Annotated in this window: 20 protein-coding genes; 4 read left to right on the top strand and 16 right to left on the bottom strand. The window is 37.1% G+C overall.

Annotation, left to right across the window (positions count from 1 at the left end):
* Window positions 1–126: 126 nt before the first annotated feature.
* The 9 genes from ACMGDK_RS05150 to ACMGDK_RS05190 all read right to left on the bottom strand — a co-directional run bounded on the left by ACMGDK_RS05150 (window position 127) and on the right by ACMGDK_RS05190 (window position 6,880).
* Complete coding sequence (locus tag ACMGDK_RS05150) at window positions 127–303, bottom strand: hypothetical protein (protein ID WP_436806942.1); 177 nt, start codon at window positions 301–303, stop codon at window positions 127–129.
* Between the two features lie 310 nt (window positions 304–613).
* Window positions 614–799 carry a hypothetical protein gene (locus ACMGDK_RS05155; protein ID WP_436806943.1) on the bottom strand — a complete coding sequence of 62 codons (186 nt, stop codon included), beginning with the start codon at window positions 797–799 and terminating at the stop codon, window positions 614–616.
* 145 nt (window positions 800–944) lie between these two features.
* A complete protein-coding gene (locus ACMGDK_RS05160; RefSeq protein WP_436806944.1) occupies window positions 945–2,186 on the bottom strand; it encodes an MFS transporter in 1,242 nt (413 codons plus the stop codon).
* Window positions 2,187–2,259: 73 nt separating this feature from the next.
* Complete coding sequence (gene rny, locus ACMGDK_RS05165; RefSeq protein ID WP_436806945.1) at window positions 2,260–3,828, bottom strand: ribonuclease Y; 1,569 nt, start codon at window positions 3,826–3,828, stop codon at window positions 2,260–2,262.
* 229 nt (window positions 3,829–4,057) lie between these two features.
* Window positions 4,058–4,345, bottom strand: a complete 288-nt coding sequence (locus tag ACMGDK_RS05170; RefSeq protein WP_111957769.1) for a cell division protein ZapA — start codon at window positions 4,343–4,345, stop codon at window positions 4,058–4,060.
* Entirely contained in the window at window positions 4,345–4,647 is a 303-nt protein-coding gene (locus ACMGDK_RS05175; RefSeq protein WP_111957771.1) for a hypothetical protein, read from the bottom strand. The genes ACMGDK_RS05170 and ACMGDK_RS05175 overlap by 1 nt, the downstream gene beginning before the upstream one ends.
* Before the next feature lie 141 nt (window positions 4,648–4,788).
* The gene (gene porT / locus ACMGDK_RS05180) at window positions 4,789–5,571 is read right to left on the bottom strand and encodes a type IX secretion/gliding motility protein PorT/SprT (RefSeq protein ID WP_436806946.1); all 783 of its coding nucleotides are present in this window, start codon (window positions 5,569–5,571) and stop codon (window positions 4,789–4,791) included.
* A 3-nt stretch (window positions 5,572–5,574) separates the two neighbouring features.
* Window positions 5,575–6,306 carry a bifunctional demethylmenaquinone methyltransferase/2-methoxy-6-polyprenyl-1,4-benzoquinol methylase UbiE gene (gene ubiE / locus ACMGDK_RS05185; RefSeq protein WP_436806947.1) on the bottom strand — a complete coding sequence of 244 codons (732 nt, stop codon included), beginning with the start codon at window positions 6,304–6,306 and terminating at the stop codon, window positions 5,575–5,577.
* A gap of 4 nt (window positions 6,307–6,310) precedes the next feature.
* The gene (locus ACMGDK_RS05190) at window positions 6,311–6,880 is read right to left on the bottom strand and encodes a hypothetical protein (protein ID WP_436806948.1); all 570 of its coding nucleotides are present in this window, start codon (window positions 6,878–6,880) and stop codon (window positions 6,311–6,313) included.
* 101 nt (window positions 6,881–6,981) lie between these two features.
* On the opposite strand from ACMGDK_RS05190, the gene ACMGDK_RS05195 reads away from it, so the two are divergent.
* Together ACMGDK_RS05195 and ACMGDK_RS05200 are read left to right on the top strand one after the other, a co-directional pair.
* Window positions 6,982–8,049, top strand: coding sequence for a 3-oxoacyl-ACP synthase III family protein (locus ACMGDK_RS05195; RefSeq protein WP_436806949.1), 1,068 nt, complete (start codon window positions 6,982–6,984; stop codon window positions 8,047–8,049).
* Window positions 8,050–8,116: 67 nt separating this feature from the next.
* Entirely contained in the window at window positions 8,117–9,322 is a 1,206-nt protein-coding gene (locus ACMGDK_RS05200) for a metallophosphoesterase (protein WP_436806950.1), read from the top strand.
* Between the two features lie 167 nt (window positions 9,323–9,489).
* On the opposite strand, the gene ACMGDK_RS05205 is transcribed toward ACMGDK_RS05200, so the two are convergent.
* From ACMGDK_RS05205 to ACMGDK_RS05215, 3 genes are all read right to left on the bottom strand, one after another.
* A complete protein-coding gene (locus ACMGDK_RS05205; RefSeq protein ID WP_436806951.1) occupies window positions 9,490–10,242 on the bottom strand; it encodes a polysaccharide deacetylase family protein in 753 nt (250 codons plus the stop codon).
* 84 nt (window positions 10,243–10,326) lie between these two features.
* Window positions 10,327–11,292: an NAD-dependent epimerase/dehydratase family protein gene (locus ACMGDK_RS05210; protein WP_436806952.1), complete on the bottom strand. Its 966-nt coding sequence runs from the start codon at window positions 11,290–11,292 to the stop codon at window positions 10,327–10,329.
* Between the two features lie 106 nt (window positions 11,293–11,398).
* The gene (locus ACMGDK_RS05215) at window positions 11,399–14,251 is read right to left on the bottom strand and encodes a TonB-dependent receptor plug domain-containing protein (protein WP_436806953.1); all 2,853 of its coding nucleotides are present in this window, start codon (window positions 14,249–14,251) and stop codon (window positions 11,399–11,401) included.
* Between the two features lie 238 nt (window positions 14,252–14,489).
* On the opposite strand from ACMGDK_RS05215, the gene ggt reads away from it, so the two are divergent.
* A complete protein-coding gene (gene ggt / locus ACMGDK_RS05220; protein WP_436806954.1) occupies window positions 14,490–16,178 on the top strand; it encodes a gamma-glutamyltransferase in 1,689 nt (562 codons plus the stop codon).
* Window positions 16,179–16,417: 239 nt separating this feature from the next.
* Window positions 16,418–17,698: a dicarboxylate/amino acid:cation symporter gene (locus ACMGDK_RS05225; protein ID WP_436806955.1), complete on the top strand. Its 1,281-nt coding sequence runs from the start codon at window positions 16,418–16,420 to the stop codon at window positions 17,696–17,698.
* Between the two features lie 50 nt (window positions 17,699–17,748).
* On the opposite strand, the gene ACMGDK_RS05230 is transcribed toward ACMGDK_RS05225, so the two are convergent.
* The 4 genes from ACMGDK_RS05230 to ACMGDK_RS05245 all read right to left on the bottom strand — a co-directional run bounded on the left by ACMGDK_RS05230 (window position 17,749) and on the right by ACMGDK_RS05245 (window position 23,402).
* Window positions 17,749–18,639, bottom strand: a complete 891-nt coding sequence (locus tag ACMGDK_RS05230; RefSeq protein WP_436806956.1) for a diacylglycerol/lipid kinase family protein — start codon at window positions 18,637–18,639, stop codon at window positions 17,749–17,751.
* A 4-nt stretch (window positions 18,640–18,643) separates the two neighbouring features.
* Window positions 18,644–19,468, bottom strand: coding sequence for an RsiV family protein (locus tag ACMGDK_RS05235; protein WP_436806957.1), 825 nt, complete (start codon window positions 19,466–19,468; stop codon window positions 18,644–18,646).
* Between the two features lie 101 nt (window positions 19,469–19,569).
* Window positions 19,570–21,507, bottom strand: a complete 1,938-nt coding sequence (locus ACMGDK_RS05240; RefSeq protein WP_436806958.1) for a transglutaminase-like domain-containing protein — start codon at window positions 21,505–21,507, stop codon at window positions 19,570–19,572.
* A gap of 2 nt (window positions 21,508–21,509) precedes the next feature.
* Window positions 21,510–23,402: a DUF3858 domain-containing protein gene (locus ACMGDK_RS05245; protein WP_436806959.1), complete on the bottom strand. Its 1,893-nt coding sequence runs from the start codon at window positions 23,400–23,402 to the stop codon at window positions 21,510–21,512.
* Window positions 23,403–23,665 lie beyond the last annotated feature (263 nt).

Genomic DNA, 23,665 nt, shown 5'->3' on the forward strand with positions numbered 1-23,665 from the left:
GCCGACAGATTTTCAGACAATCGATTTAAACAAATTGATAATCTGAAAGCACAAAAATTCTTAAATACAAAAGCCTTTTGAAAATCCAAAAGGCTTTTGAGTATTAAATGTGGAAATGTTTAGTTCTTAGATTTCTGAACCACAGTTATATCCTTGTGTACAAGCAATATGCTGTACACAGTACCAAGGTCCGGTTACAGAACCTGAGCAGCTGCATCCGCAAAGTGATAAATCAGGGGTTCCGCTGATTCCTCCAATAATGTTCTTTAGATCTGTTTTTTTTAATTTCTTAGCATTTTTCATAATGTTAAATGATTTGATTTGAGATTAAACAATATAGCTTAGTTACCTTCCAAAGTTAAACAAATATTAATTATTCGCAACATAATTTAATTAAATTTTTAATAATAGGTTGATTTCATTACTTTTATTACGTTACAAAAGAAATAATACCGGTTAACATTTATTAAACAATATTATTATGTTGTTTCTTTTAACAGTCATAAAACCGTTGAAGAGAATGTCAACAGAATTTTTTTGTTTTTGGAATTTTCTTAGACTTTAATAAATAAAACCTTTCAATTGCTCGAAAGGTTTTACTGAAATGTTTGTATTAACAGGTGATTACCTGCAGACACTTCTTATACTTTACACAATAAGATGGACCTGTCACTGCACCTGTACAGCTACAGCCACATTGTGAAAGATCCGGAGTGATTACTCCACCAACTCCTCCTATAATGTTTTTAAGGTCATCCTTTTTTAACTTTTTTGCTTTTTTAAAAATTTCCTGTGACATGATGTTTTGATTTTAATTAAACAATAGAATTAATTTCCTTTACTTTCAAAATTAAACAATTAATAATTATATAAAACCCAATAAAATGTTAATTTATTTATTTTGTTGCACTTAAAAAGAGACAGTCTTTGTTAAAACTGTTATATTATTCAATAAATTCCAGGTCTTTATCATGCGTTTCTGAAATGGTGAGCGAGGAATAAAAAGCCAGTCCGAATACCACAATTCCTACAATTGCTGCACTTATAATGACAGTGAAATTATTTTTCAGCAGATCAAATGCCAGGATCATTACAGGAACCAGACCTCTTACCATATTGGGTACGGTAGTGGTTGCCGTATTTCTGATATTGGTCCCGAACTGTTCTGCCGCAAGGGTCACAAACATTGCCCAATATCCAGTACCCAAGCCCAGCCAGACACAGAACATATAGTATTTTGTTTCCGTATTGGTATTTCCAAACAACATGATCGCCACGCCGATTACCGTGAACAGCAGCATATAAAAAATAGCCATTTTTCGGGATTTCAGTGCATGGGAAATAAAGCCGCTCATGAGATCACCAACAGAAATACCTATATAAGCCCACATAATGGCCTTTCCGGGATTCAGATCTTTAATTCCTAATTCAGGGGCAAACTGATTTGCTAAAACCGCCAGAATACCTATACAATACCATGTAGGCAAGCCTACTGCTATGCATTTGAGATACCTGGTCAAACGTTCTTTGTGGGTAAAAAAAGAAAGAAAATTTCCTTTGGAAACACTTCTATGCTCTATATTTTTATAAATTCCTGATTCTGATACGCTTACCCTTAAAATTAACAGCATGATTCCCATAATTCCGCCGATAATGTATGAAATATTCCACCCTCCTGCCAGTTCTACAGTAAGCTGGGCTACTACTGCGCCCATCAATCCGAAACCGGCTACTACAGAAGTTCCGATTGCCCGCAGGCTCTTCGGCAGGCTTTCAGAAACCAGGGTAATTCCGGCTCCAAGCTCTCCGGCCAGGCCTATTCCTGCAATAAACCTTAAGCCCGCATATTGGTACACCAGATGCTCTTTGGGAAAATAGGGTAAAAATCCACAGGCTATATTGGCAAGAGAATACACTAAGATGGACCCGAAAAGTACGGAAAGCCGCCCCTTTTTATCTCCAAAAACACCCCAGAAAACTCCACCGATAAGAAGACCTACCATCTGGCAGTTCAGGATAAAGGTTCCGTCAGCATCGGGATTCAGACCTAAAGCTTTCAAACTCGGAATTCGTACGATACCGAATAAAAGCAGGTCGTAGATATCTACAAAATAGCCCAGAGCGGAAATAATAACGGGAATTGAAAAGATGTACTTCAGTTTTGAAGACAAAGACAGTTCTTGCATTTTTAAGTTTTGATAAAAATAAAAAACCTTTCAATCTCTTGAAAGGTTTTTATAAAATATCTTGATTGCGTTATTATCTTGCGATATTCACTGCTCTTGTTTCACGGATTACAGTTACTTTTACCTGTCCCGGATACGTCAGTTCATTCTGGATCTTTTCAGAGATGTCATAAGACAGTTGATTGGCTGTTTCATCACTTACTTTTCCGCTTTCTACCATTACTCTCAGTTCTCTACCTGCCTGGATCGCATATGCACTGGAAACTCCATCGAAGCTTAATGCTGCAGATTCAAGATCTTTCAGTCTCTGGATGTAAGATTCCAGAACCTGTCTTCTTGCTCCCGGCCTTGCTCCAGAGATGGCATCGGCCACCTGGATGATCGGTGATAACAATGACTTCATTTCAATTTCGTCGTGGTGAGCTCCGATTGCGTTAACAACTTCTGCGTTTTCACCATATTTTTCAGCCCACTGCATTCCTAATAGAGCGTGAGGAAGTTCAGACTCCTGCTCAGGCACTTTACCGATATCGTGTAAAAGACCTGCTCTTTTGGCTAATTTTACATTCAATCCTAACTCTGCAGCCATTGTTGCAGCAATATTCGCGACTTCTCTTGAGTGCTGTAACAAATTTTGTCCGTAAGAAGAACGGTATTTCATTCTACCTACAATTTTGATCAGTTCAGGGTGTAATCCGTGGATTCCCAGATCAATGATTGTTCTTTTTCCTACTTCAATAATCTCTTCTTCGATCTGTTTTCTTGTTTTTTCTACTACTTCTTCAATTCTTGCCGGGTGAATTCTTCCATCCGTTACCAATCTGTGGAGGGACAGTCTTGCAATTTCTCTTCTCACCGGGTCAAAGCATGAAAGAAGAATAGCTTCCGGAGTATCATCTACGATAATTTCAACACCTGTTACCGCTTCTAAAGCACGGATGTTTCTACCTTCTCTACCAATGATTCTACCTTTTACCTCATCTGATTCAATATTGAAAACCGATACTGAATTTTCGATTGCCTGCTCGGTTCCGATTCTCTGGATCGTCTGGATAACAATCTTTCTTGCTTCGTTCTTAGCATTTAGCTGTGCTTCTTCCATAATGCCCTGAACGTGCGCCTGAGCTCTTGTTTTAGCTTCTGCCTTCATGGTTTCTACCAATTCTGCTTTAGCTTCTTCTGCCGTATAATTGGCTATTTTTTCAAGAATCTCTACCTTCTTAGTGGTAGCCACATCCAGTTCCTGCTGCTTTCTGTCTAAGATCTCGTTTTTCTTAGCATAATCTGCAATCTGCTTGTCTAGATCTTTTTCAAGTTTTCCGGTCTTGCTAAGCTCATCGTTAAGCTTATGTTCCTTATCTTTAATTCTCTTTTCAATTTCCTGCATTTTTTTCTCACGGGACTGGATGTCTGCATCATGCTGGGATTTCAGTTCCAAAAATTTTTCTTTGGCCTGTAGATTCTTTTCTTTCTTTATGGATTCAGCTTGAACGTTTGCTTTTTCTATAAGGTTTTCGGCATTTTTCTTTGCATCATCTACAATAAATTTTGCTTTGGTATTTAGCGAGCTCTTAGAGAAAAGAATCCCTAACACCGCTCCTACAACTAAGCAAATAACGCCGACTATAATGGCTGTTGTCATAATATATATTGAGTTTTAATTGTCTTACACTTATCTAAATAAAAAAAAACCTACAACAATTCAGGGATTGAGAGTAAACTCCTAATCAACACGATTTGAACTGATTTCCTCTGTCTGTAATCCGGGAGACCCGGCACGCCATTCAGCGGACATTTGCTCGGTAATTGTTTAGCGTTGAGTTTACCTTAAATGTGTTAGAATTATTGTAGGCAGTCTGATAGGAAAAAATCTATTTCCCAATTTCATTCAACGACTGATTAATCTGCACTAATCTTTCGTTGGTAGAATTTATATTTTTTTCGTAGTTAAGAGAAACTACTTCAGCATTGGTTCCCAGTTTCAGGGCACACATAGCTAAAGCATCCTGTTTGTCTCTTACATCGAAGTTCTGTTCAAAATCTTTAATCATACTTTCAATCTGCTTTCCTACTTTACGCAGAGTTTCTTCCTCTGCGGCTGGTACGTTCAGCGGATATACCCTTCCTGCAATGTTGATGGTTATTCTTCTTACATCCATTATAGTCCACTGTTTTGAAGCTGCGCAATACAGAAATCAATTTCTTTTACCAATCTGTTGATATGGTTTTTCATTAATCTGTTGTGTTCAGGATTCCCTGATATTGCTGAATAAAGTTTTATATTTTTTTGTTCTTCTGCTAATACCTGATTTCTTCTTCTTTCCTCATCATATTTCGTTTTCAGTTCTTCATGCTCAACAGTTAATTCAGATAGTCTTTCAGTAAGATTTTTATAGTTCTTTTGTAAAAGCAAAATCTTTTTCTCTAATTCTGAAAAATTGTTTTCTAAATCTTGAAGCATTTCAGGTTTTCTATATTCTAACTAATAGCAAAAGTAAAAAAATAATAACAGTAACAAAAATAAAAGTCTCTATATTTTGATTAAGCACGAAAAAAAGGAGATGCACAAGCACCTCCTTTTATATTTTTAATGTATATTTTCTTATTCAAATTTCAGAACAAACATTACAGCTCTTGTCTGAAGCGTAGACATTGCAGTTGCCCAGTATGGAGGTGTCGTTGCATTATCTGCCACTTTCTCGTTGTTCATGAAGAATGTTCCTCTGATAGCCGGAGTAAGTTTAAATTTGTTGAAATAAAATTGAATTCCCATTTCAGCAGACCAAGCAAAGTTATGCGTCGTGGATCTGAAAACCTGCTGCATGTTGTCGTCTTCAGAATCTGAATTAGATTGAAGATTCACTACATAGTTCACCCCTGCTGCAATATAGGGTCTGGAATTGTACCATCTCTGCCCGTGAAGCTCCAGCAAAACAGGAACATCTACCAATGTAGATTTTATCTCTCTTATTCTGTCTTTCTCAGTTAAAGGAATTGGAATAAAGGGCGGATTCGTTAATGTTCCAGCAGCATACTGGTCATTGGACTGGGTATTGAAAATCAACTGCCTTTGAGCAAATTGCAAGCCTGGTTCCAATCTTAAGTCCAGATAGTCATTCAGTCTCCATTTGGCGATCAAGCCGGCACCAAAACTGTAGCTTTCTCTGGATTTAACAAGATTCTGATTACCTTCCGAACCATATCTTGGATGTAGGACGATACGGTAGTCCAGCCTGTTGCCATTCAAATAAAAACCCCAACTGAATTTCTGCTCGTCAAAGTCTTCCAACTTATCCATTCTGTTTCGGGTTCTGAACTGTGCATCTGCAAAAACTGCAATATTGACTGAGGCTAAAACCAGTGCTCTTAATAGAAATTTATTCATAGGTTACTTTGTTGCTTTATAAATTGTGGCTATACCTAAACTTAATTTTTTATATTCTACTTTCTTAAATCCTGTATCTAAAAGAATTTGTTTCATCTTTTCCCCGAAAGGAAAAGCATTTACAGAATCCGGAAGGTATGTATATGCCCTATTATCTTTGGAAACCAGTCTGCCAATGGCAGGTAATATATTTTTAAAATAAAACATATAAAATGGTCCTAAGAACCCCTCAACCTTTGAAAACTCCAGTATATAAACACTCTTGTTATCTTTAACTACTCTTCTTAATTCTGCCAAACCTTTGGTAAGGTTTTCAAAATTCCTCACTCCAAATGCAACGGAAACAGCATCAAATCTATTGTCCTCGAAAGGTAAATTTTCTGCATCCCCCTTTTGCATGGAAATTTTGCCGTCTAATTTAAGTTTTTTTATTTTAATAACGCCAACATTCAGCATTTGTTGTGATAAATCCAAACCAATTACTTTCGCGCCGGTTCCTTTTTCAATCGTGATTGCTAAATCTCCCGTTCCTGTAGCCACATCCAGCACTTCGTGCGGGTTGTCTTTTTTCATCATTTTCACCAATGTATTTCTCCATAAAACATCAATTTTCATAGATAAAACATGATTCAGAAGGTCATACTTCGGTGCAATATTGTCGAACATATCCTCTACCTGGCTTTTCTTGGTTGCCTCAGAATTGTAGGGAGTAACTTTGGTAATATCTTTTGTCAAAACTTTAAAACTTGTAATATTCTTTGTAATAATTTAGGAAATCCTGCTTTCTGAAAATCTTTGATCTTGATTCTACCTTTTGGATGTTTTTGATTACCTTATCGTAATCTTCATCTACATTGTAATAAAAATCTTCAGTATAAAGCTTATTGAAGCGTCTTGCTCCTCCGAAATAATCTTTTCCGTCAATTGTGATTTTGTCCAGGGCCAAAAGTAATGAATCTTTTTTAAGATTGTACCCATAATATTGATCATTAATATAATAATCCTGATGGGCAATATTAATCAGTCCACGAATCTTATTTACTTCAAATGCAGAATCATACAGCATTTTCTTGTTTTGGTCGAAAACTTTGATAGAGTTTTTTCCTTTTTTAATATCTACATGAACGTACTGGCCCGCAGAAATAACTCCTTCAGAACCGTTATTGATCTTAAAATAATACGTATTGGGCGTAGGGTTGTCTACTACAAAATAATTTTTCTTGGCTAAAAAAAAGAAGTAGACCCCAAAGGCAACGATAAACACCAGAGCTGCAATAAGTAAGCCTTTTAAGGACGAGTTGTTTTTCATACGATTGTAAAGTACAATTTTTGCAAATTTAATAATATTTTTAATTCTCCGTTATTAATATTAATTATTAACTTTGCATCTTTAAAAAATCATATAAACGAATGCCGAATACGATCATTATTGGTTCCGGATCCTATATTCCTAACAGAGTTATTGGTAGAGATTATTTCATGGATTCTGAGTTCTACACTGAAGACGGAGTTAAGATTGAAAAACCTGCAGAAGAAACCATCGCAAAGTTTGTAGAAATCACAGAAATAGAAAACAGAAGATTTATTGAAGACGATCTTTCCAACTCGCAGATCGGCTCCGAGGCAGCCAAAGCTGCTCTTGAGGATGCTAAAGTAGATGGTGAACAGCTGGATTACATTATTTACGCGAGCAACTTTGGAGAGGTTACTGTAGACGGATATGTGAATTTTATGCCCAATATGGCAGCAAGAGTAAAAAACAGGCTGGGCATTAAAAACAGAAAATGCATCACGTATGATATGATATTCGGATGTCCGGGATGGGTGGAAGCTATGATTCTTGCGGACAACCTTATCAAAGCAGGCGCTGCAAAAACCATTCTTGTGGTAGGCGCAGAAACATTGAGCCGTGTTACTGACCCGCATGACAGAAACAGAATGATTTTTGCCGACGGAGCCGGAGCAGTGGTAGTACAGGCGACAGATCAGGAAAATGTAGGCATTATTGCCCACAATACTATCTGTGACAACGGTCCGGAGCTGTGTTATCTTGAAAATGCACCTTCCATTAACGCCAATGTAGACCAGAGACGCCTTTATGTAAGAATGCAGGGAAGAAAGATCTATGAATATGCCCTTAAAAATGTTCCTTCAGCCATTAAGGAAACTATTGAAGCTGCAGAACTTTCCATTGAGGATATCGACAAGATCCTGATTCACCAGGCGAATGCAAAAATGGATTATGCCATGATTGAAAGACTTCACAAGCTGTATGACGTGAAGGATTACGACCATTCAATTTCTCCTATGACAATCCAGAACCTCGGAAATACGTCCGTAGCAACCATTCCTACGATGTATGATTTAATAATTAAAGGAAAAATGGAGGGTCAAACGTTTAAAGATAAAGGTAACATTGTGATGACTTCGGTAGGTGCCGGAATGAACATCAATGCTATCGTTTACAGATTTCCTTAAAATATTTAATTAACAAAAAAATATAAAGCACAGGGAAACGTATTCTTTGTGCTTTTTTAGATTTATCATGCAAAGAAATTTTTTGATCATCACTGCCATCTTCCTGTTCCTAGAAGCTTATATCTATCAGGCTATCAGAACATTAACCGACAATTCATGGATAAGAATCGGTTATTGGGTGATATCTTTAGTCGTTTACGGAATCTTCGCTTATGAAATTACTCATTTCCAAAGATCGGACAGAAGCTCGATGAGGGTTCAGATCACATTTTCGCTGTTCCTGATCTTTATATTGCCTAAAATTTTTATAGTTCTGTTTTTATTAATTGATGACATTTTCAGAACAGGAGGATATCTGATAGGGTTGACGCAACCGAAGGAGAATTTTTTCCCTGAAAGAAGAAAGTTTCTGAGTATGGTAGGATTAGGCCTTGGAGGCGTCCTTTCTGCTCTTTTTATCGATGGAATTACATTTGGGAAGTACAGACATACCGTAAGAAGAATAAAAGTAAAAATACCCGGGCTTTCTAAAAATTTCGAAGGCTATAAAATAATTCAGATCTCTGACGTTCACAGTGGCAGCTTTTCTGATCCGGACAAATTACAGCATGCCATTGACTTAATTAATGAGCAAGACCCTGACCTTGTTCTTTTTACAGGCGATATGGTCAATAACGTTGCAGATGAATTCAAACCTTTCATCCCGTTATTTTCTAAGATCAAAGCGAAAGACGGAAAATTTGCGGTGCTGGGAAACCATGATTACGGCGATTATGTATCATGGACGTCTAACGATGCTAAAAAGAGGAATCTTGAAGCTCTTATTGAATATGAAAAACAGGCTGGTTTTGATATGCTGAGAAATGAAAACAGAGCCATTGAAAGAGATGGAGAAAAGCTGTACATCCTTGGTGTCGAAAACTGGGGATTAAAACCATTCCCTCAATTTGGAAAGATTGATGACGCTTTAAAAAACATCCCGGAATCCGCTCCGAAAATATTAATGAGCCATGACCCTACCCATTTCGATTATGTCGTAAAAAAGCACCCTGGAAATATTCACCTGACACTTTCAGGGCACACCCACGGGATGCAGTTTGGTTTGGATCTGAAAAATGTAAAATGGTCTCCTGTACAGTATCGTTACCCAAAATGGGCTGATCTTTATGAAAGTGAAGGAAAAATGTTGTATGTAAACAGAGGATTTGGGGTTCTTGGTTACCCCGGAAGAGTTGGGGTCTTACCGGAAATAACTCTTTTTGAGTTGTCTTAAATAGTCTCTCACAGATTTTGCAGATTATGCAGATGTTTGCGTTGTAATTGGATTGTACAGTGTTGAGAGATAAAGGTATTATTGAACCTGCTTATCTGGCTATAGATCATCATATCCATAAACATCCCTAAATCTGCGAGAGCATAAAAATCTTCCGAGAAAGAAATTTAAAAAATATAATCCTTCATACGGGAAGTGGCAAGTTCCTTCTCGTTGATCCAGGTAAGGAGGGCATCCAGTTTGTCCTCCATTTTTTTGCCTGAAAACAGACTTCTGTAAAACGGAATATCAAATCTGTATTTCTTAAAATCGGTGAATTGCCAGGAATTGAGATAGATCAGTACAAAGTCATCATTTTTCAGAGTTTCAAAAACCATATTCTGATAATAATTCATCGGCAGAATCTGAAATACAAAATCATTATAGGGCAGCTGGCTGTACGGTGAGATACTTTCAGGGACAATACTCAGTCCGTCCTCTTCATTAATTTCCGTATCTCTTTTCAGTCTTTTGAACGGAAAAAGGATATCTGCATTATCAATATTGGAAACATAATTAAACTCCAGAGATTTTAAATCCTGCTGAGGAAGCTTGAAATCTTTCTGCCTTATTCCTCTAACCTGTTTTTCCAGAAAATCCTGAATATTCTTTTTAACATTTTCAATTTCCTGAAGATTGGAATTCAAATTATAAAAAGCAATTTCATGCCCTTTGGATGAAATTGCTTTTATTAAATTCTGCAGTTTTTCTGCGATAGAAATCTCTACAAAAAAACTTGCTTTTATATCATGAATATCTAAAATCCGAAGAATAGCTTTTGTGTTGTCTTCTGTGATTTTCAGTCTTTCCACATCAGAAATTTCTGCAACATTTTTCGCTTCAGCTTCTATATTCAAAATGTTAAAAGTCAATAAAATCATTTAAATTAAATTTTAGATAAATATTATAATTAATTAAAAATCAGATGTTAAAACGTTAATTATTTAAATGTAAACTTTAAGTAATTAATTCTTATTCAATTTCACCTTAAGATTCTTAATCATGTCCTTCGTCATTTCAGAAATTCCGAAATCATAAGTAAGTCCCCAGTCTTTTTTCGCTACCGAATCATCAATGGAAGCCGGCCAAGAATCTGCAATGGCCTGTCTGAAATCCGGTTGATAATTGATAGAAAAATCAGGAATTTCTTTCTTGATTTCTTCTGCCAATTCTTTTGGGGTAAATGACATTCCGCCTAAATTATAGGAGGAACGAACGGTAAGACTTTCCTTCGGAGCTTCCATTAATTTCAATGTTGCGTTGATTGCATCATCCATGTATAACATCGGCATTCCGGTATCTTCGGAAATGAAGCTTGTGTATTTTGCCTCTTCTATTGCTTCGTAAAAAATCTCAACAGCATAGTCTGTTGTACCACCTCCAGCCGGAGTCTTCCACGAAATAAGTCCCGGATATCTTATGCTTCTTACATCTACACCATACTTATCGAAATAATATTCACACCACTTCTCTCCTGCCATTTTGGAGATCCCATATACTGTTGTAGGATTCAGAACCACATCCTGTCCTACGTTCTGTTTTGGGATTCCTTTCCCAAACACCGCAATTGAGCTTGGCCAGAAGATCTTTTTAATAAGGCCTTCCTTTGCCATTTCACAAAAATGAAGGAGAGGCTCAAGATTCAGCTTCCATGCAAAAATTGGCTGCTTTTCTGAAGTTCCTGACAAAAGCGATGCTAAATGATACACTGTTGTGATTTCGTAGTCTTTAACGACCTGTCTTACCAGCTGCGTATTGGTAACATCCATTCTTTCATAATGTCCGGCAGCAGTAATTCCCTTTTGCCATCTGTCCAGTCCTGATGCTACTACATTATCAGCTCCGTGAATTTCAACAAGCCTGTTTGTCAGTTCGGTGCCGATCTGTCCCAAAGCACCCGTAATTAGTATTCTTTCCGTATAGGATTCCATTTTACATATTTTTTTTAGAATTCTACAAAAGTAAAAAAATCATATCAACCAAAATAAAAAAGGTATGCATAAACATACCTTTTTCATAATAACCAAATAGAAATTCCTAAAAGCTCAGATTAACCCTTGCAAAAAGAAATCTTCCATTCATCCCGAACTGGGATGTATTTCTGGAGTAAACGAACTGATTCTGATTGGTAAGGTCTATAGGAGCGGCATTAACATAAGTCAAATTACCGGAAGTATCCAGAGCAGGCACTTTCACCGCAGTTGGTCCGTAATTTTTATCCGGATAAATATCAAATAAGTTATTAGCTCCAATAGTCAGTCTGAAACTGTTACTGAATTTGTAACCTACCGATAGATCTGTAATCACCTTTCCACCCCAAACAGGATGCTCTGTAGCCACAGCCTGTCCATTAATGATCTCGCCATTTACAATACCATCTCCATTAGCATCCATCGTATTCGGATCTGTAACTTTTCCAAAATACACATTTCTCAAAAGCACATTAAATCTGCTAATTTCCAAGGCATTATTCAGAGAAGCTTTAAATCTTGGTACAGCCTCTTCAAGATAAATCCTGCTGGATTCCGAGTAATAACGATTGACCTGCCCTGCTTTAATCAAGGCATCAGAACCATGAATATCTCCTACTCTGTTGGTCTTGGACACCGTCACTGCCAGATCAGAATTTAATGAAACTTTTTCAGAAAATTTTCCTCTGTGAGAAATCACCCCTTCCACTCCTTTAGTCTGGGTATCAATAGCATTGGCAAAAAATGTAGCCGCATTGGCATTAGCCTTATCAAAAAGATTCTGTAGATTTTTTTCAGGACTTCCCTCTGCATAGGTTCCGGCCGGTCTTGAGAACTGATCGGTAAGAACCACCCTGTTTTTGATCTTAATATAATAACCGTCAACAGTAAAAGTAAGGTTAGCCTGTGGAATTTTTGCCGTAAAACCGGCAGAATAACTCGTTGACTCTTCCTGTTTCAGCTGTGGAATGCCCAGGAGTCTGGCAGCTTCTGAATCATTTGAAAATGTCCCTACCTCAAATGCTGTACCTCCTACAAACTGAGTTGCCGTGGCATTGAAATAAATCTGCTGTAAGGAAGGAGCTCGGAATCCCGTAGAATGAGCCGCTCTTAAATTAATCTGATCGGTCAGTTTATACCGTGTTGCTATTTTATAATTGAATGTAGATCCAAAATCTGAATAGTTTTCATAGCGCAAAGCAGCACTTAAAAGCCATTTATCTGTAACATCCAGTTCTGTGTCCACATAAGCCGCCACGGAACGTCTCCCTTTATTTAAAGCGTTTTCAGGTCTAAAACCGGGAAACACCTGCGATCCGCCCGGTCTGGTAGCTCCTAAAAAATCAGTGGGTTTCAAAGAAGCAACAGTTGATGGAGTCTGGATCCTTCCATTGATATCATAAAGCGCCCATGACGCCTCTTCTCCATTTTCTATTTTATACCGTTCAAATCTTGCTTCCCCTCCGAAGGCTACATTAAAGCCTTTCAGCCAGTCAAATTTTGTATCGAAATCTGCATTGATGGTATTTTGCATAAAACTCAGTCCACCTGCATCAAATTCCGTTTTGCCAGGATAAGACATAGATGCATTGGCGGTATTTTTTATGGTATAATCAAAAGTATTCTGCCCAAAGGTATTACTGATATCATAGTTGACATTTCCTAGTTTTCCTTTAAATCCGCCCGCAAAAGAAAGATCAATAACATCTGAGGCTATTTCAGGCAAAAAGCCATTAGGATATATTGAAGTAGAAGTTCTGTTTTGGTTAGGTCTTCTGAAAAAGCCTGCTGCATTACCATCTCTGTAAGAAATTCCCCCAAAAGCGTATCCTTTCACAGATGATGAAAGATCAAATTCAGAATTCATAAAAAACTGACCGGATGTCAGTTTCGACTGCCCTACCCGCATATTAAAATCATCCCTTGTTAATTTCCTGTAAGCCAGTTCATTTTCAGTTACATTAACTTTCAACAGGTTCTGCAATTGCGTAATAGTGCTCGCAGATTGAATATCAGCCTGCTGCTGTGCCGTAAAATAACCGACCTGCGGGGCATACTGATGGATATAGTTTATGATTTGCTGTGTATTTGGAGTATTATTAATATTACCAAAAAGTGAAGAAATATTTACCCCGTTTTCCAACGCTCTCTGTTCAATTGCATTATAGGCATTAAAAATATCTCCGCTTGCCGCCATAGCCCTTCTGGTATCATCTCTGCTTAATAAACTTGCCGTGAAATTGATAAATCCATTGGTCCCGATTTTAGTCCCGTAATTAAGATCTATCTGGTATTTCCCACCGTCCCATCCTCCATGATGGTCATTGGCTCCTTTTGAATTAAAAGCTCCCGCTGTGATGGCGGCTGTAAAAGCATTGGTGTTTTTCTTCATGATGACATTAATAACCCCTGCAATAGCATCAGAACCGTATTGTGCAGAAGCTCCGTCTCTCAGCACTTCCAGCCTTTCAATAGCAAATGCAGGAATGGCATTAAGATCGGTACCTACCGAACCTCTGCCCGGTGAACCGTTGATATTAACCAAAGAAGAGGTATGTCTCCTTTTTCCGTTAAGCAGAACTAACACCTGATCGGGACCAAGTCCTCTTAACTGGGCAGGATCCACGTGGTCTGTTCCATCTGCTACAGTGGTAGAATTAGAGGTAAAAGAAGGTGCTGCATAATTCAAAATCTGATTAAGATCCATCTGGGGACTTAAAACTGACTGAGAACCAATATTGATAACATCTACCGGCACCGGAGTATCGGTAGCAACCCTTGCTTTATTTCGTGAACCAATAGTAATTTTTACTTCATCCACCTGATTGGTCTTTATAGAATCCTTAGTTTGGGCATTGGCATGGGCTGAAATAAAAAACAATACTCCAAGCAAAGCAATTTTTTGATAATTTTTCTTCATATATATTTTTTAAAGTAGTAATTGATTTATAAAAATACATTAAAAACAACAAAACAAGGATTAATATAACAATAAAAATGAAGATTAACATAATATTCATTAATACAATTGATTTTTTACATGTGAAATAAATAATTCAGGGAATAATTTATTTTCTATTGAATGATATAGTGATAAACACTATTAAAGACCGGTCAGTTTCTTTAAAATTATCTACTTTTGTCTTAAACATAATCTTATGAAGCGAATATTTCTGGCTGCCCTATTTATGGCATTTAATTTTTCATCTGCTCAGTTTACTGATTTCAATATTATAAAGGAGGTAAAAGTAAAAAATAAAGGTGTAGTGGTTTCTGCGCATCCTCTTGCCAGCGAAGCAGGAGCCGAAGTAATGAAGATGGGCGGAAATGCCTACGATGCTGTTGTAGCAACACAATATGCTCTTGCTGTAGTTTATCCCCAGGCCGGAAACATTGGTGGCGGCGGCTTTTTAGTAGGTGTTAAAAATAATGGTGAGAAATTCACCCTGGATTACAGAGAAACAGCCCCGAAAAAAGCGTCTAAGGATATGTACGTTGATAAAAACGGAAAGGCGGATACAGATCTTTCCCAATACGGAAGACTGGCGGTAGGTGTACCGGGAAGTATCTCCGGATTTTTCGCGACCTTAAAGTACTGTAAGCTTCCGATGGATAAAATCATTCAGCCTGCTATTGATCTTGCGGAAAAAGGATTTACCATTACAGAAATGGAAGCCAATATGCTGAATACACACAAAGAAAATTTCTTAAAACATAACAAATCCTCTATTGCTTTTGTAAAAGATGCTCCCTGGAAGGCCGGTGATCTTTTAGTTCAGAAAGAACTGGCTGCAACATTGAGATTGATCCAGAAACTGGGAGCAAAAGGATTCTATGAAGGAAAAACTGCTGAACTTATGGTTTCCGAAATGAAGAAAGGTAACGGAATTATTACTTTGGAGGATCTTAAAAACTATAAAACGGCAGAAAGAAAACCTTTGGAATTCGATTATAAAGGAAGTCGTGTAGTTACTATGCCTCTGCCTTCCAGTGGTGGCGTATTGCTAGCCCAGATGCTGACGATGGCCGGATATGAAAATCTGGAAAAATACCAGCAAAATTCAACGGAAGCTGTACAGATCATGACGGAAGCTGAAAGAAGAGCTTTTGCAGACAGGGCAGAATACATGGGCGACCCGGATTTTATTGAAGATAAAACCACTTATCTGATTTCTGATTCGTATTTAAAGAATAGATGGAAAAGCTTCAGCTTCAGTAAAGCGACACCAAGTTCAGAAGTTGGAAAAATCATCAGTCAGCCAAAAGAATCCACCCAAACTACCCATATTTCTGTTATAGATAAAGAGGGCAATGCAGCTTCTGTAACAACGACACTTAACGGGTATTACGGAAGTAAGGTTGTGGTTTCGGGTGCTGGTTTCTTCCTAAATAACGAAATGGATGATTTCTCTATCAAGCCGGGAGTTCCGAATATGTTTGGAGCCGTAGGTGGAGAAGCTAATTCTATACAACCAAATAAAAGAATGCTTTCTTCTATGACTCCTACCATCCTGCTTAAAAATGGAAAGCCATACATGGTGGTGGGAACACCGGGCGGAACAACGATTCCTACATCGGTTTATCAGTCTATCGTGAATGTGGTAGATTTTAAACTGAATGCCAATATTTCTGTGAATGCACCGAAATTCCATCATCAGTGGCTCCCTGAAAAAATTACGGTAGAAAATAATTTCCCTGAAAGTACGATCATGGCTCTTAAAACCAAAAAATATGTGATCGAAAAAATAAAATACATCGGAAAAACAGAACTGATCCTGATGGACGATAACGGAAACATTCATGCTGTGGCAGACGGCCGCGGGGATGATTCTGTTGCAGTGGAATAATTTTGTAGTGATTCTATAGATGCTTCGACTCCGCTCAGCATGACAACGTTGATGTAAATTGTATCATGCTGAGCGGAGTCGAAGCATTTTTATAAAAATGACTTTTAGAAGTTGAAAACCAATCCTCATCTTTCCTATCTCATTCATGTTTTTTCTTAAAATCATTAATTTACTGACTTTCGTCATGTTTTAAGATAAAAATTCTTAATTTTCTGCGTTCAAAATCTAAAAAGAATCCTTTGAAAGCAAAACAATTTTATCATCAGCTCTATTTTCAAGTCATTATTGCCATAATAGCAGGTATACTTTTAGGAAGATTTTATCCTGAGCTGGGTGAAAAAATGAAACCGCTGGGTGATGGATTCATCAAATTGGTGAAAATGATCATCGCTCCGGTGATCTTTATTACTCTAACACTGGGAATTGCCCATATGACTGACCTTAAAAAAGTTGGCCGCATTGCCGTGAAAGCAATGATCTATTTTTTTACATTTTCAACTTTAGCCTTGATTATCGGATTGATTGTAGGAAATATTTTACAGCCGGGACACGGTTTAAATATTGATCCTGCTACTCTATCAGGCGATGTTTCGCAGTATCAGCAGAAGGCTCACGACACTACCCTGACAGGCTTTATCATGAATATCATTCCTGAAACGCTTTTCAGTCCGCTGGTAGGAGAAAATATACTTCAGGTGCTTCTGGTAGCTATTCTCATGGGTGTCGCCCTGGTTCTGACCAAAGAAAAAAGCCAGAAAGTAACCGATTTTCTACAGGATCTTTCTACCCCAATTTTTAAAATTGTCCATATGCTGATGAAGCTGGCGCCAATCGGAGCTTTCGGTGCTATGGCATTTACAATTGGGAAATATGGTCTTCATTCCGTGTTGAATCTTATATATTTAGTAGGAACCTTCTATATCACATCCATTCTTTTCGTTGTTATTATTTTAGGAGCAGTGGCCTGGTATAATGGATTCAGCATTTTCAAGCTGATGTTTTACCTTAAAGAGGAACTTCTATTGGTTTTAGGAACCAGCTCTTCTGAATCAGCGCTTCCGGGAATTATGGAAAAACTGGAAAAGGCAGGATGCTCAAGAGCTATTGTAGGTCTTGTAGTTCCCACAGGGTATTCTTTCAATCTGGATGGGACAAACATTTATATGACACTGGCTTCTCTTTTTATTGCTCAGGCTCTGAATATTGATCTTCCGCTGGAAAAACAGCTGATGCTGCTTTTGGTAGCCATGCTAAGCTCAAAAGGCGCTGCGGGTGTTACGGGAGCGGGCTTTGTAACGTTAGCCGCAACGCTGGCCGTCGTTCCTGAAATTCCAATAGCGGGAATGACTCTTATTCTGGGAATCGATAAATTCATGAGTGAATGCAGGGCTTTAACGAATGTGATTGGAAACTCGGTGGCTACGGTAGTTGTAGCCAATTGGGAGAAGCAACTGGATAAAACCCAGCTGCAGTATTGCCTGGATCATCCGAATGAAATTGAGAAGAAGCTTGAGGTTTAATTTTAAGCAATATCTTTTTTATTCTTTTCAGATTCTTTATCCCTGTACAATTAAATCAAAATATTCAGGCTGGCTGGTAAAACCTTCACATGTATCGGTGATTTTATCTTATTAAACTCACCGTCAAGATGCCAGTTTTTAGTGGTTACTTTAAATGAAATCTCCGAAACGGGCAGATAAGTTACATACTCATCGTCTTTTAACTTTTTAGTAAACATTCTAAAGGCAAAAAGAGCAGAATAGGTCAGCGGGAATTTTTTTACCAGCACCATATCTACCAATCCGTCACTTTTACTTGCATTTGGAGCAATATACGCGTTGTTTCCAAACTGCCGTGTATTGGCTATATTCAGCATCAGGTATTTTCCATTGTACTGCTGATAGGCTTCATCAAAAAATTTAACTTTGATAGGCTTATAATTGAAGAATGTCTTCAGGGATACTTTGATATAGTTTTTGAACCCACGGTTGGTTTTTTCGAATTCTTTAACTACTTTACCATCAAATCCGGTTCCTGAAACATTGATGGACAGCCTTTCATTAACAGTAAAGGTATCAATCTTTCTGGATGCTCTGGTTTTAATTTTTTCTAAAAGTTCATCCAAGTTTTTGCTGAATTTAGTCTCATTGGAAAAGCCATTACCTGATCCGGCAGGAAAAATAGCCAGAATCTTATCCGTATTAATAAGATTTCTTGCCACGGTTGAGATCGTTCCGTCCCCTCCGATGGCTACAAAAATATCAATATGATCAAAATTTGCCCTGATAAAATCATCTGTCGCCGGAATCGATTCGGAGATATAATATAAAGGATTGTCAACCTTTCTTTTGAGTTCGTCAAGAAACGGCTGATAATTTTTTTTGGCCGAAAAGGGATTAATGATAAAAGCTACTTTTTCCATTACCGCAAAAATAGAAAATGCTTCCAGATCCGGAAGCATTAATTTACTTTATTTTCATTCTTTCTTTGAATTCTGCATTCAGTGTTCCTTTCAGTTCTTCCCAAGACATAGGAATGACGATATCTCCGGCTGCAAAGGCAGTAATTTCATACGGACTGTAATGGAAATAGAGATTTTTCTGATCAAAATAGAAGTTATCTGTAGCGGGAATGACTTCTACCAGCAGCATGTCTGAATTTTTCACTTCTCCTTCACTGTCTGTTGTTCCGCTGTTAACTTTATTAATATTTTTCATTAATATAGCTTCAAGTTTGGCTTTGGGCATGGAAGTAATATTTTTAAGCTCCAGTTTTTTATTGCTTTTAAGGTCGAAAACCCTTTCGGAGAATCCATAATTATCATGAGCACCACCCTCATAGGAACTCCATACATACCCGATATGCATATAATCATTATCAGTTGAAACCAAATTCATATGGGTATTTGTATACCATTTCTGTGCGTAGGAAATATCTGAAAGCCAGTCTTTACTATCATTTTTCACAGAATTGAAATATTTGTTTTTCTCATTATCCAGAAAAGCCTGCAAACCTTTTTTAGAAAAGTCTTTGATTCCCTTATTTTGAAAATAAATACTGTCCAACAGCTGTTTGTCTTTCAGCGTTGGAAAAACAAGCAGTTTGGACGTAAAAGCTATGGTCAGTGAATCTGCAATCTTTGAGGAGTCGCTCACTTTCACGGAGTCCACTATGAATTTTTCCGGTTGGGAAGTTTCTGTTTTATCAGGTAGATTTGTATTTTCTCCTTTTTTACAGGCTGAAAAAGCGAGAAACGAAGAAACTGCCAGAACGGCAATGGTGTTTTTCATAATTATATCTTTTGGGTGTGAATGCAAAAACCATTCAAAAATGAATGGTTTTGCAAAATTATTTTTATTTGATCTAATAATCGGTCTGAGGAAATTCTCTTCTACGATTTTTTAATCAGGCTTATCACCTGGTTCTCACTTTTTGAGGCGGTTCCCCAAATCTGTTTGAATGCAGGATAATATTCTTTGGGATAATCCGGACTGGCAATTTTTGTAGTAGAAATTATTTCAAGCTTATTACCTTTCTGTTCAGCAATATAGCTGTATTCAATTTCTTTATCTTGTGTAACGATCTTTTTACTTTTAGGCATTGCTTCTATGACGTAGCCTTCCGGTATTTCCAGGATAACTTTTTTCACTTTAGTAATTGAAGAGATAAAATCTATCGGATATTTTCTTTCGTCGGCCTGGTCAAATTCATTGGAATTCTTGCTCAAAAAAAGCATTGGGTTAATGATCATTTTCTTCCCGATCTTATCGATCAGGTTATCGGATGAAAATTTCATTGTGCTTTCGAAATCCCCGTTTTCCAGAGTTTTGGTTTCAATTCCCGTAAAATCTATAGAGAAGTTATCTTTATACTGTTTTTTATATTTCTCAGCATTTTCGTCATAGCTTTCCTTCGCAAACATGGCATACGAACCGGTATCTTTGTCGGAATATGTTCCAGAGATACTGCCGTCTTCATTGATCTTTGCTTCTGTGGTAAGATAATTGAAACTGGTTGTAGTATTTCCCATCTGCATAAGTAGTGCTTTATCTTTAGCTATGAGTACACCATACTGATTCCAGTCTCTAGGGGGAAGATTATTCATTGATGACTGCTTTGAAGTGGCATCATAGAGATTAAGATTGTCTTTAATCTTCACAGTTGCAATAACAAAATTCATCCCGACTATGCTTGGAGATGTCAGGTTGATCAAGCCGTTGTCTACAGTAGAAATCACAAGAGGATCTGCTTTCAGTCCTGCCTCTCTAAGCATCATGACAAGCAAAAGGTTTATTTCTGCAGCATTTCCGGTTTTGGTTTCTATCAGTTTCTTTATTCCGTCTTCTGTATAAATTCCTCTGTCTTTGTTCCAGGTGAATGTATTTTTCACATAATTAAAAATGGCATCAGCTTTTTCAGCATCAGAATTGAGACCTGAGATAATTGATGATACATTTTCTTTAACCAGTTTTGTTTTTTTCAGCTCTTCTCCAAAGTCTTCATCTTTATACAGCTTCTCTTTAATTTCTTCCCAGGAAGAGGAATGCATTTTAAGTTCCCTAAAATTAGTGGAATGAAGCTCTGCACTTACTTTTGTACGGTAATTCCTGTCATTTTTAACAAATTTTTCAGTTTTGAATCCTTTCAGATTTTCATACCCGAATCTATAGGTTTTAAATGGCATTCCGTACATTGTCTTTTCTTCCACCATCCTGTACTTTGGAGTTAGTGAGCCTGTATAATTCACATTATAAGCTACATGCGAAGGGCTGTCCAGGATATATTCGGTATACAGTGAAGGCGCATCAGACTCTATTACGATCTGGGGAACTGAATATAAAAAGGGTGATGAGACTTCATACTGGTATTCTATAACCGATCCGTTCTTTACATTGGGAAAAGCAAATTTGGTGATGGTTGTATATTTACTTTCCTTACTCTTATATTTTGAGCTTTTATCTACTTTTGTAGCGACGGCAGCTCCGTTTTCAAGATTGTATACGAAAGCTTTCATTTTGTTTAAAATCTCTTCATGACCACCGGCGCTTTTGTATAGTGGAATTTCAAGATTCAACCAGTCTTCTGCTTTATCTTTATCATAGATCTTCACTCTGTAAAAAACCTTTTTCCGAAGATCTCCTGTAGAAGTATCAATATCAAAATGTACTGATTTATATAAAATTTCTGCCGGTGCATTTTCATCCAGCGTTGATTTTGTTTTGGACAGATCAGCATTATCGAATTTCGGAGGATTAAGAAATTCATGCTTCTGGCCGTTTACATAGATCAAAGTTCCAAAGCAGAACGCTGTTAGTATTATTTTTTTCATGGTTAGATTTTAGTCAGTAAAATTTTGGAATTATCAATATTGAGAGTTTTTTTTCTGAAGCTCACGTAATCGTTGTATTTTTCTTTCGGAAATATCCCTTTGTTAATTTTAATGAATCGTGTAACTTTCAACGATTCGCCGTTTTTTACAATATTCAGCTTATAAGTTCCAAATTCAGAATTGATGGTCATATTTTCCGGAACTTCATCAATTTTATAATTTTTCGGAATAATAAAATCAATTTCATATTCATCCTGAAACGACTGCCTTATCTCAAATGGAAGTTCCCTGTTCTCATCTGATTTATAATAATTGTTGGCAAAAATAGGCACCGCTCTGAAAATTAAGTTCGTTCCTGTATTTTTGGAGTAATTATTCGCCTTAAAATCTACATTGAATTTTATCACTGCATTGTCTTTATCATTGACAAAGTCTTTCATTTCAACTTTTTCAAAACTCAAAACATCAAATCTCGCTTTCATCGCCTCAATTCTTTCCTTCGGCGATAAATAAGCATAAGGCAAATTATTATCATACTGACTTCCGGTATAAGCAAACTGGATTTCTCCATTGATGCTGTTGTCTTCTGTAAGATTAATTTTTAAAATCTGTTTTTCTCTGTTTTGTTCGGCTGTATATGCAGGTGTATTAATAAGTTCGATTCCCTTTTTGGTGACAGCAAGAACATTTCTGTCTACGGTACTGTAATTCAAATGGTTAAAAGCAATCTGCTGGGAAGTATTTTCCAGCCAGATATTTCCTTTTTCCGTAGGTACCATCAGGATCGCATGATTTCCACGCATGGATGGAAAATCCGGATCAAAGGACACTTGTGACGAACTGGAATTGATCACGCAGTAATGGGAAGGAATTCCAGCCTCGTTCAATAAGGTTTTCATGTAATTGGTAAGGCCTTTACAGTCTCCGTATCCTTTCTTCTGAACTTCATCCGGAAACATAGGCAGCCATCCTCCGATTCCCAGTCCAACAAATATGTATCTGGTTTTCGACTGCATATGCTGATAAATCTTTTTCACTTTTTCCTCTGTTGTGCCCTCCAGTTTCAAAGCAGCCACCTCAGCTTTAATGGCCGGAGTAGATACAGAAACAGGCTCTACCAGATTAGCATAATACCAGGTTCCAAAATCTGTCCAGCTGCTCAATGTTCCCTGTTTGCCTTCGAGATTAAATTTCGCCAAAGCAAAACTTACTTTAGGCAGAATTTTTTCAGGCTGGGGCAGCATCAGGGCATCATCTATTGCCGGAACATTCTTATAAGAGTAGGTCTTTTCATTGCCATTATCGGCTAGGGAAACGGAAGTGTAGTTATATTTTGACGGATAAGTCTTTGTTCTAAGATCAATCCCGGATGTATTGACTATTTTGAACTGAGCTTCTTCCAAAGACATATTCGGGGACGAAAACGGTACAAAATCGGGGATAAAAATAGTATTTTCATCTGTGATCTGGTAGGAAAAATCAATAGTATACGGATAGTAAGCGGAAGTATATGGCAATGCTAAGATCCTGCTATCTGAATAAAATACACCTTGTGTATTGTTGGCAAAGTCACCAAAGTCAGATTTGGAAAAGCTTTTTACTTTCTTTCCGGATTCATCATACACGGTAACTTTCACATCAGAAATATTGTCTCCTTTTTGATAAGGAATATAAACCTGCGCTTTAGAATCACCATCTTTATTTAAAACTGTGATCACTGTATGATGCTGATACTTTATTTCATCAATTTTATTAATCTGAGCTGTTGTAAAATCCTTTCTGATCACAACATTGGCATTTTTCTTCAGGTTTTCAGGAATAGCAGAAACAGGATAGGTTTGTGCAAAATATAAAGAGGCTGTAGATAAGGCCCCAATAATTATAATTTTCATCATGGGTATTAAAGTTGGCACAAAAATAATAAAATCTTAATAAATGTTAAATTTTTATTTTAATATAAATAACGATACTATAGAAAAGACTTCATTTTCAAAGCCTTCCCATATTATAATTTTACATTTTATATCTCTAAATGAGGATTATTTTATCATTTTTTCGTGAAAGTTCTTTTTTCAACATTATATTTTTAAATTTTTCACTTTGATTAAAGTCATAAAAAAAGACTCCATTTCTGAAGTCCTCAATACCTTTTTGATTA

The organism is Chryseobacterium hilariae (genome assembly GCF_051400735.1).
GTDB lineage: Bacteria > Bacteroidota > Bacteroidia > Flavobacteriales > Weeksellaceae > Chryseobacterium.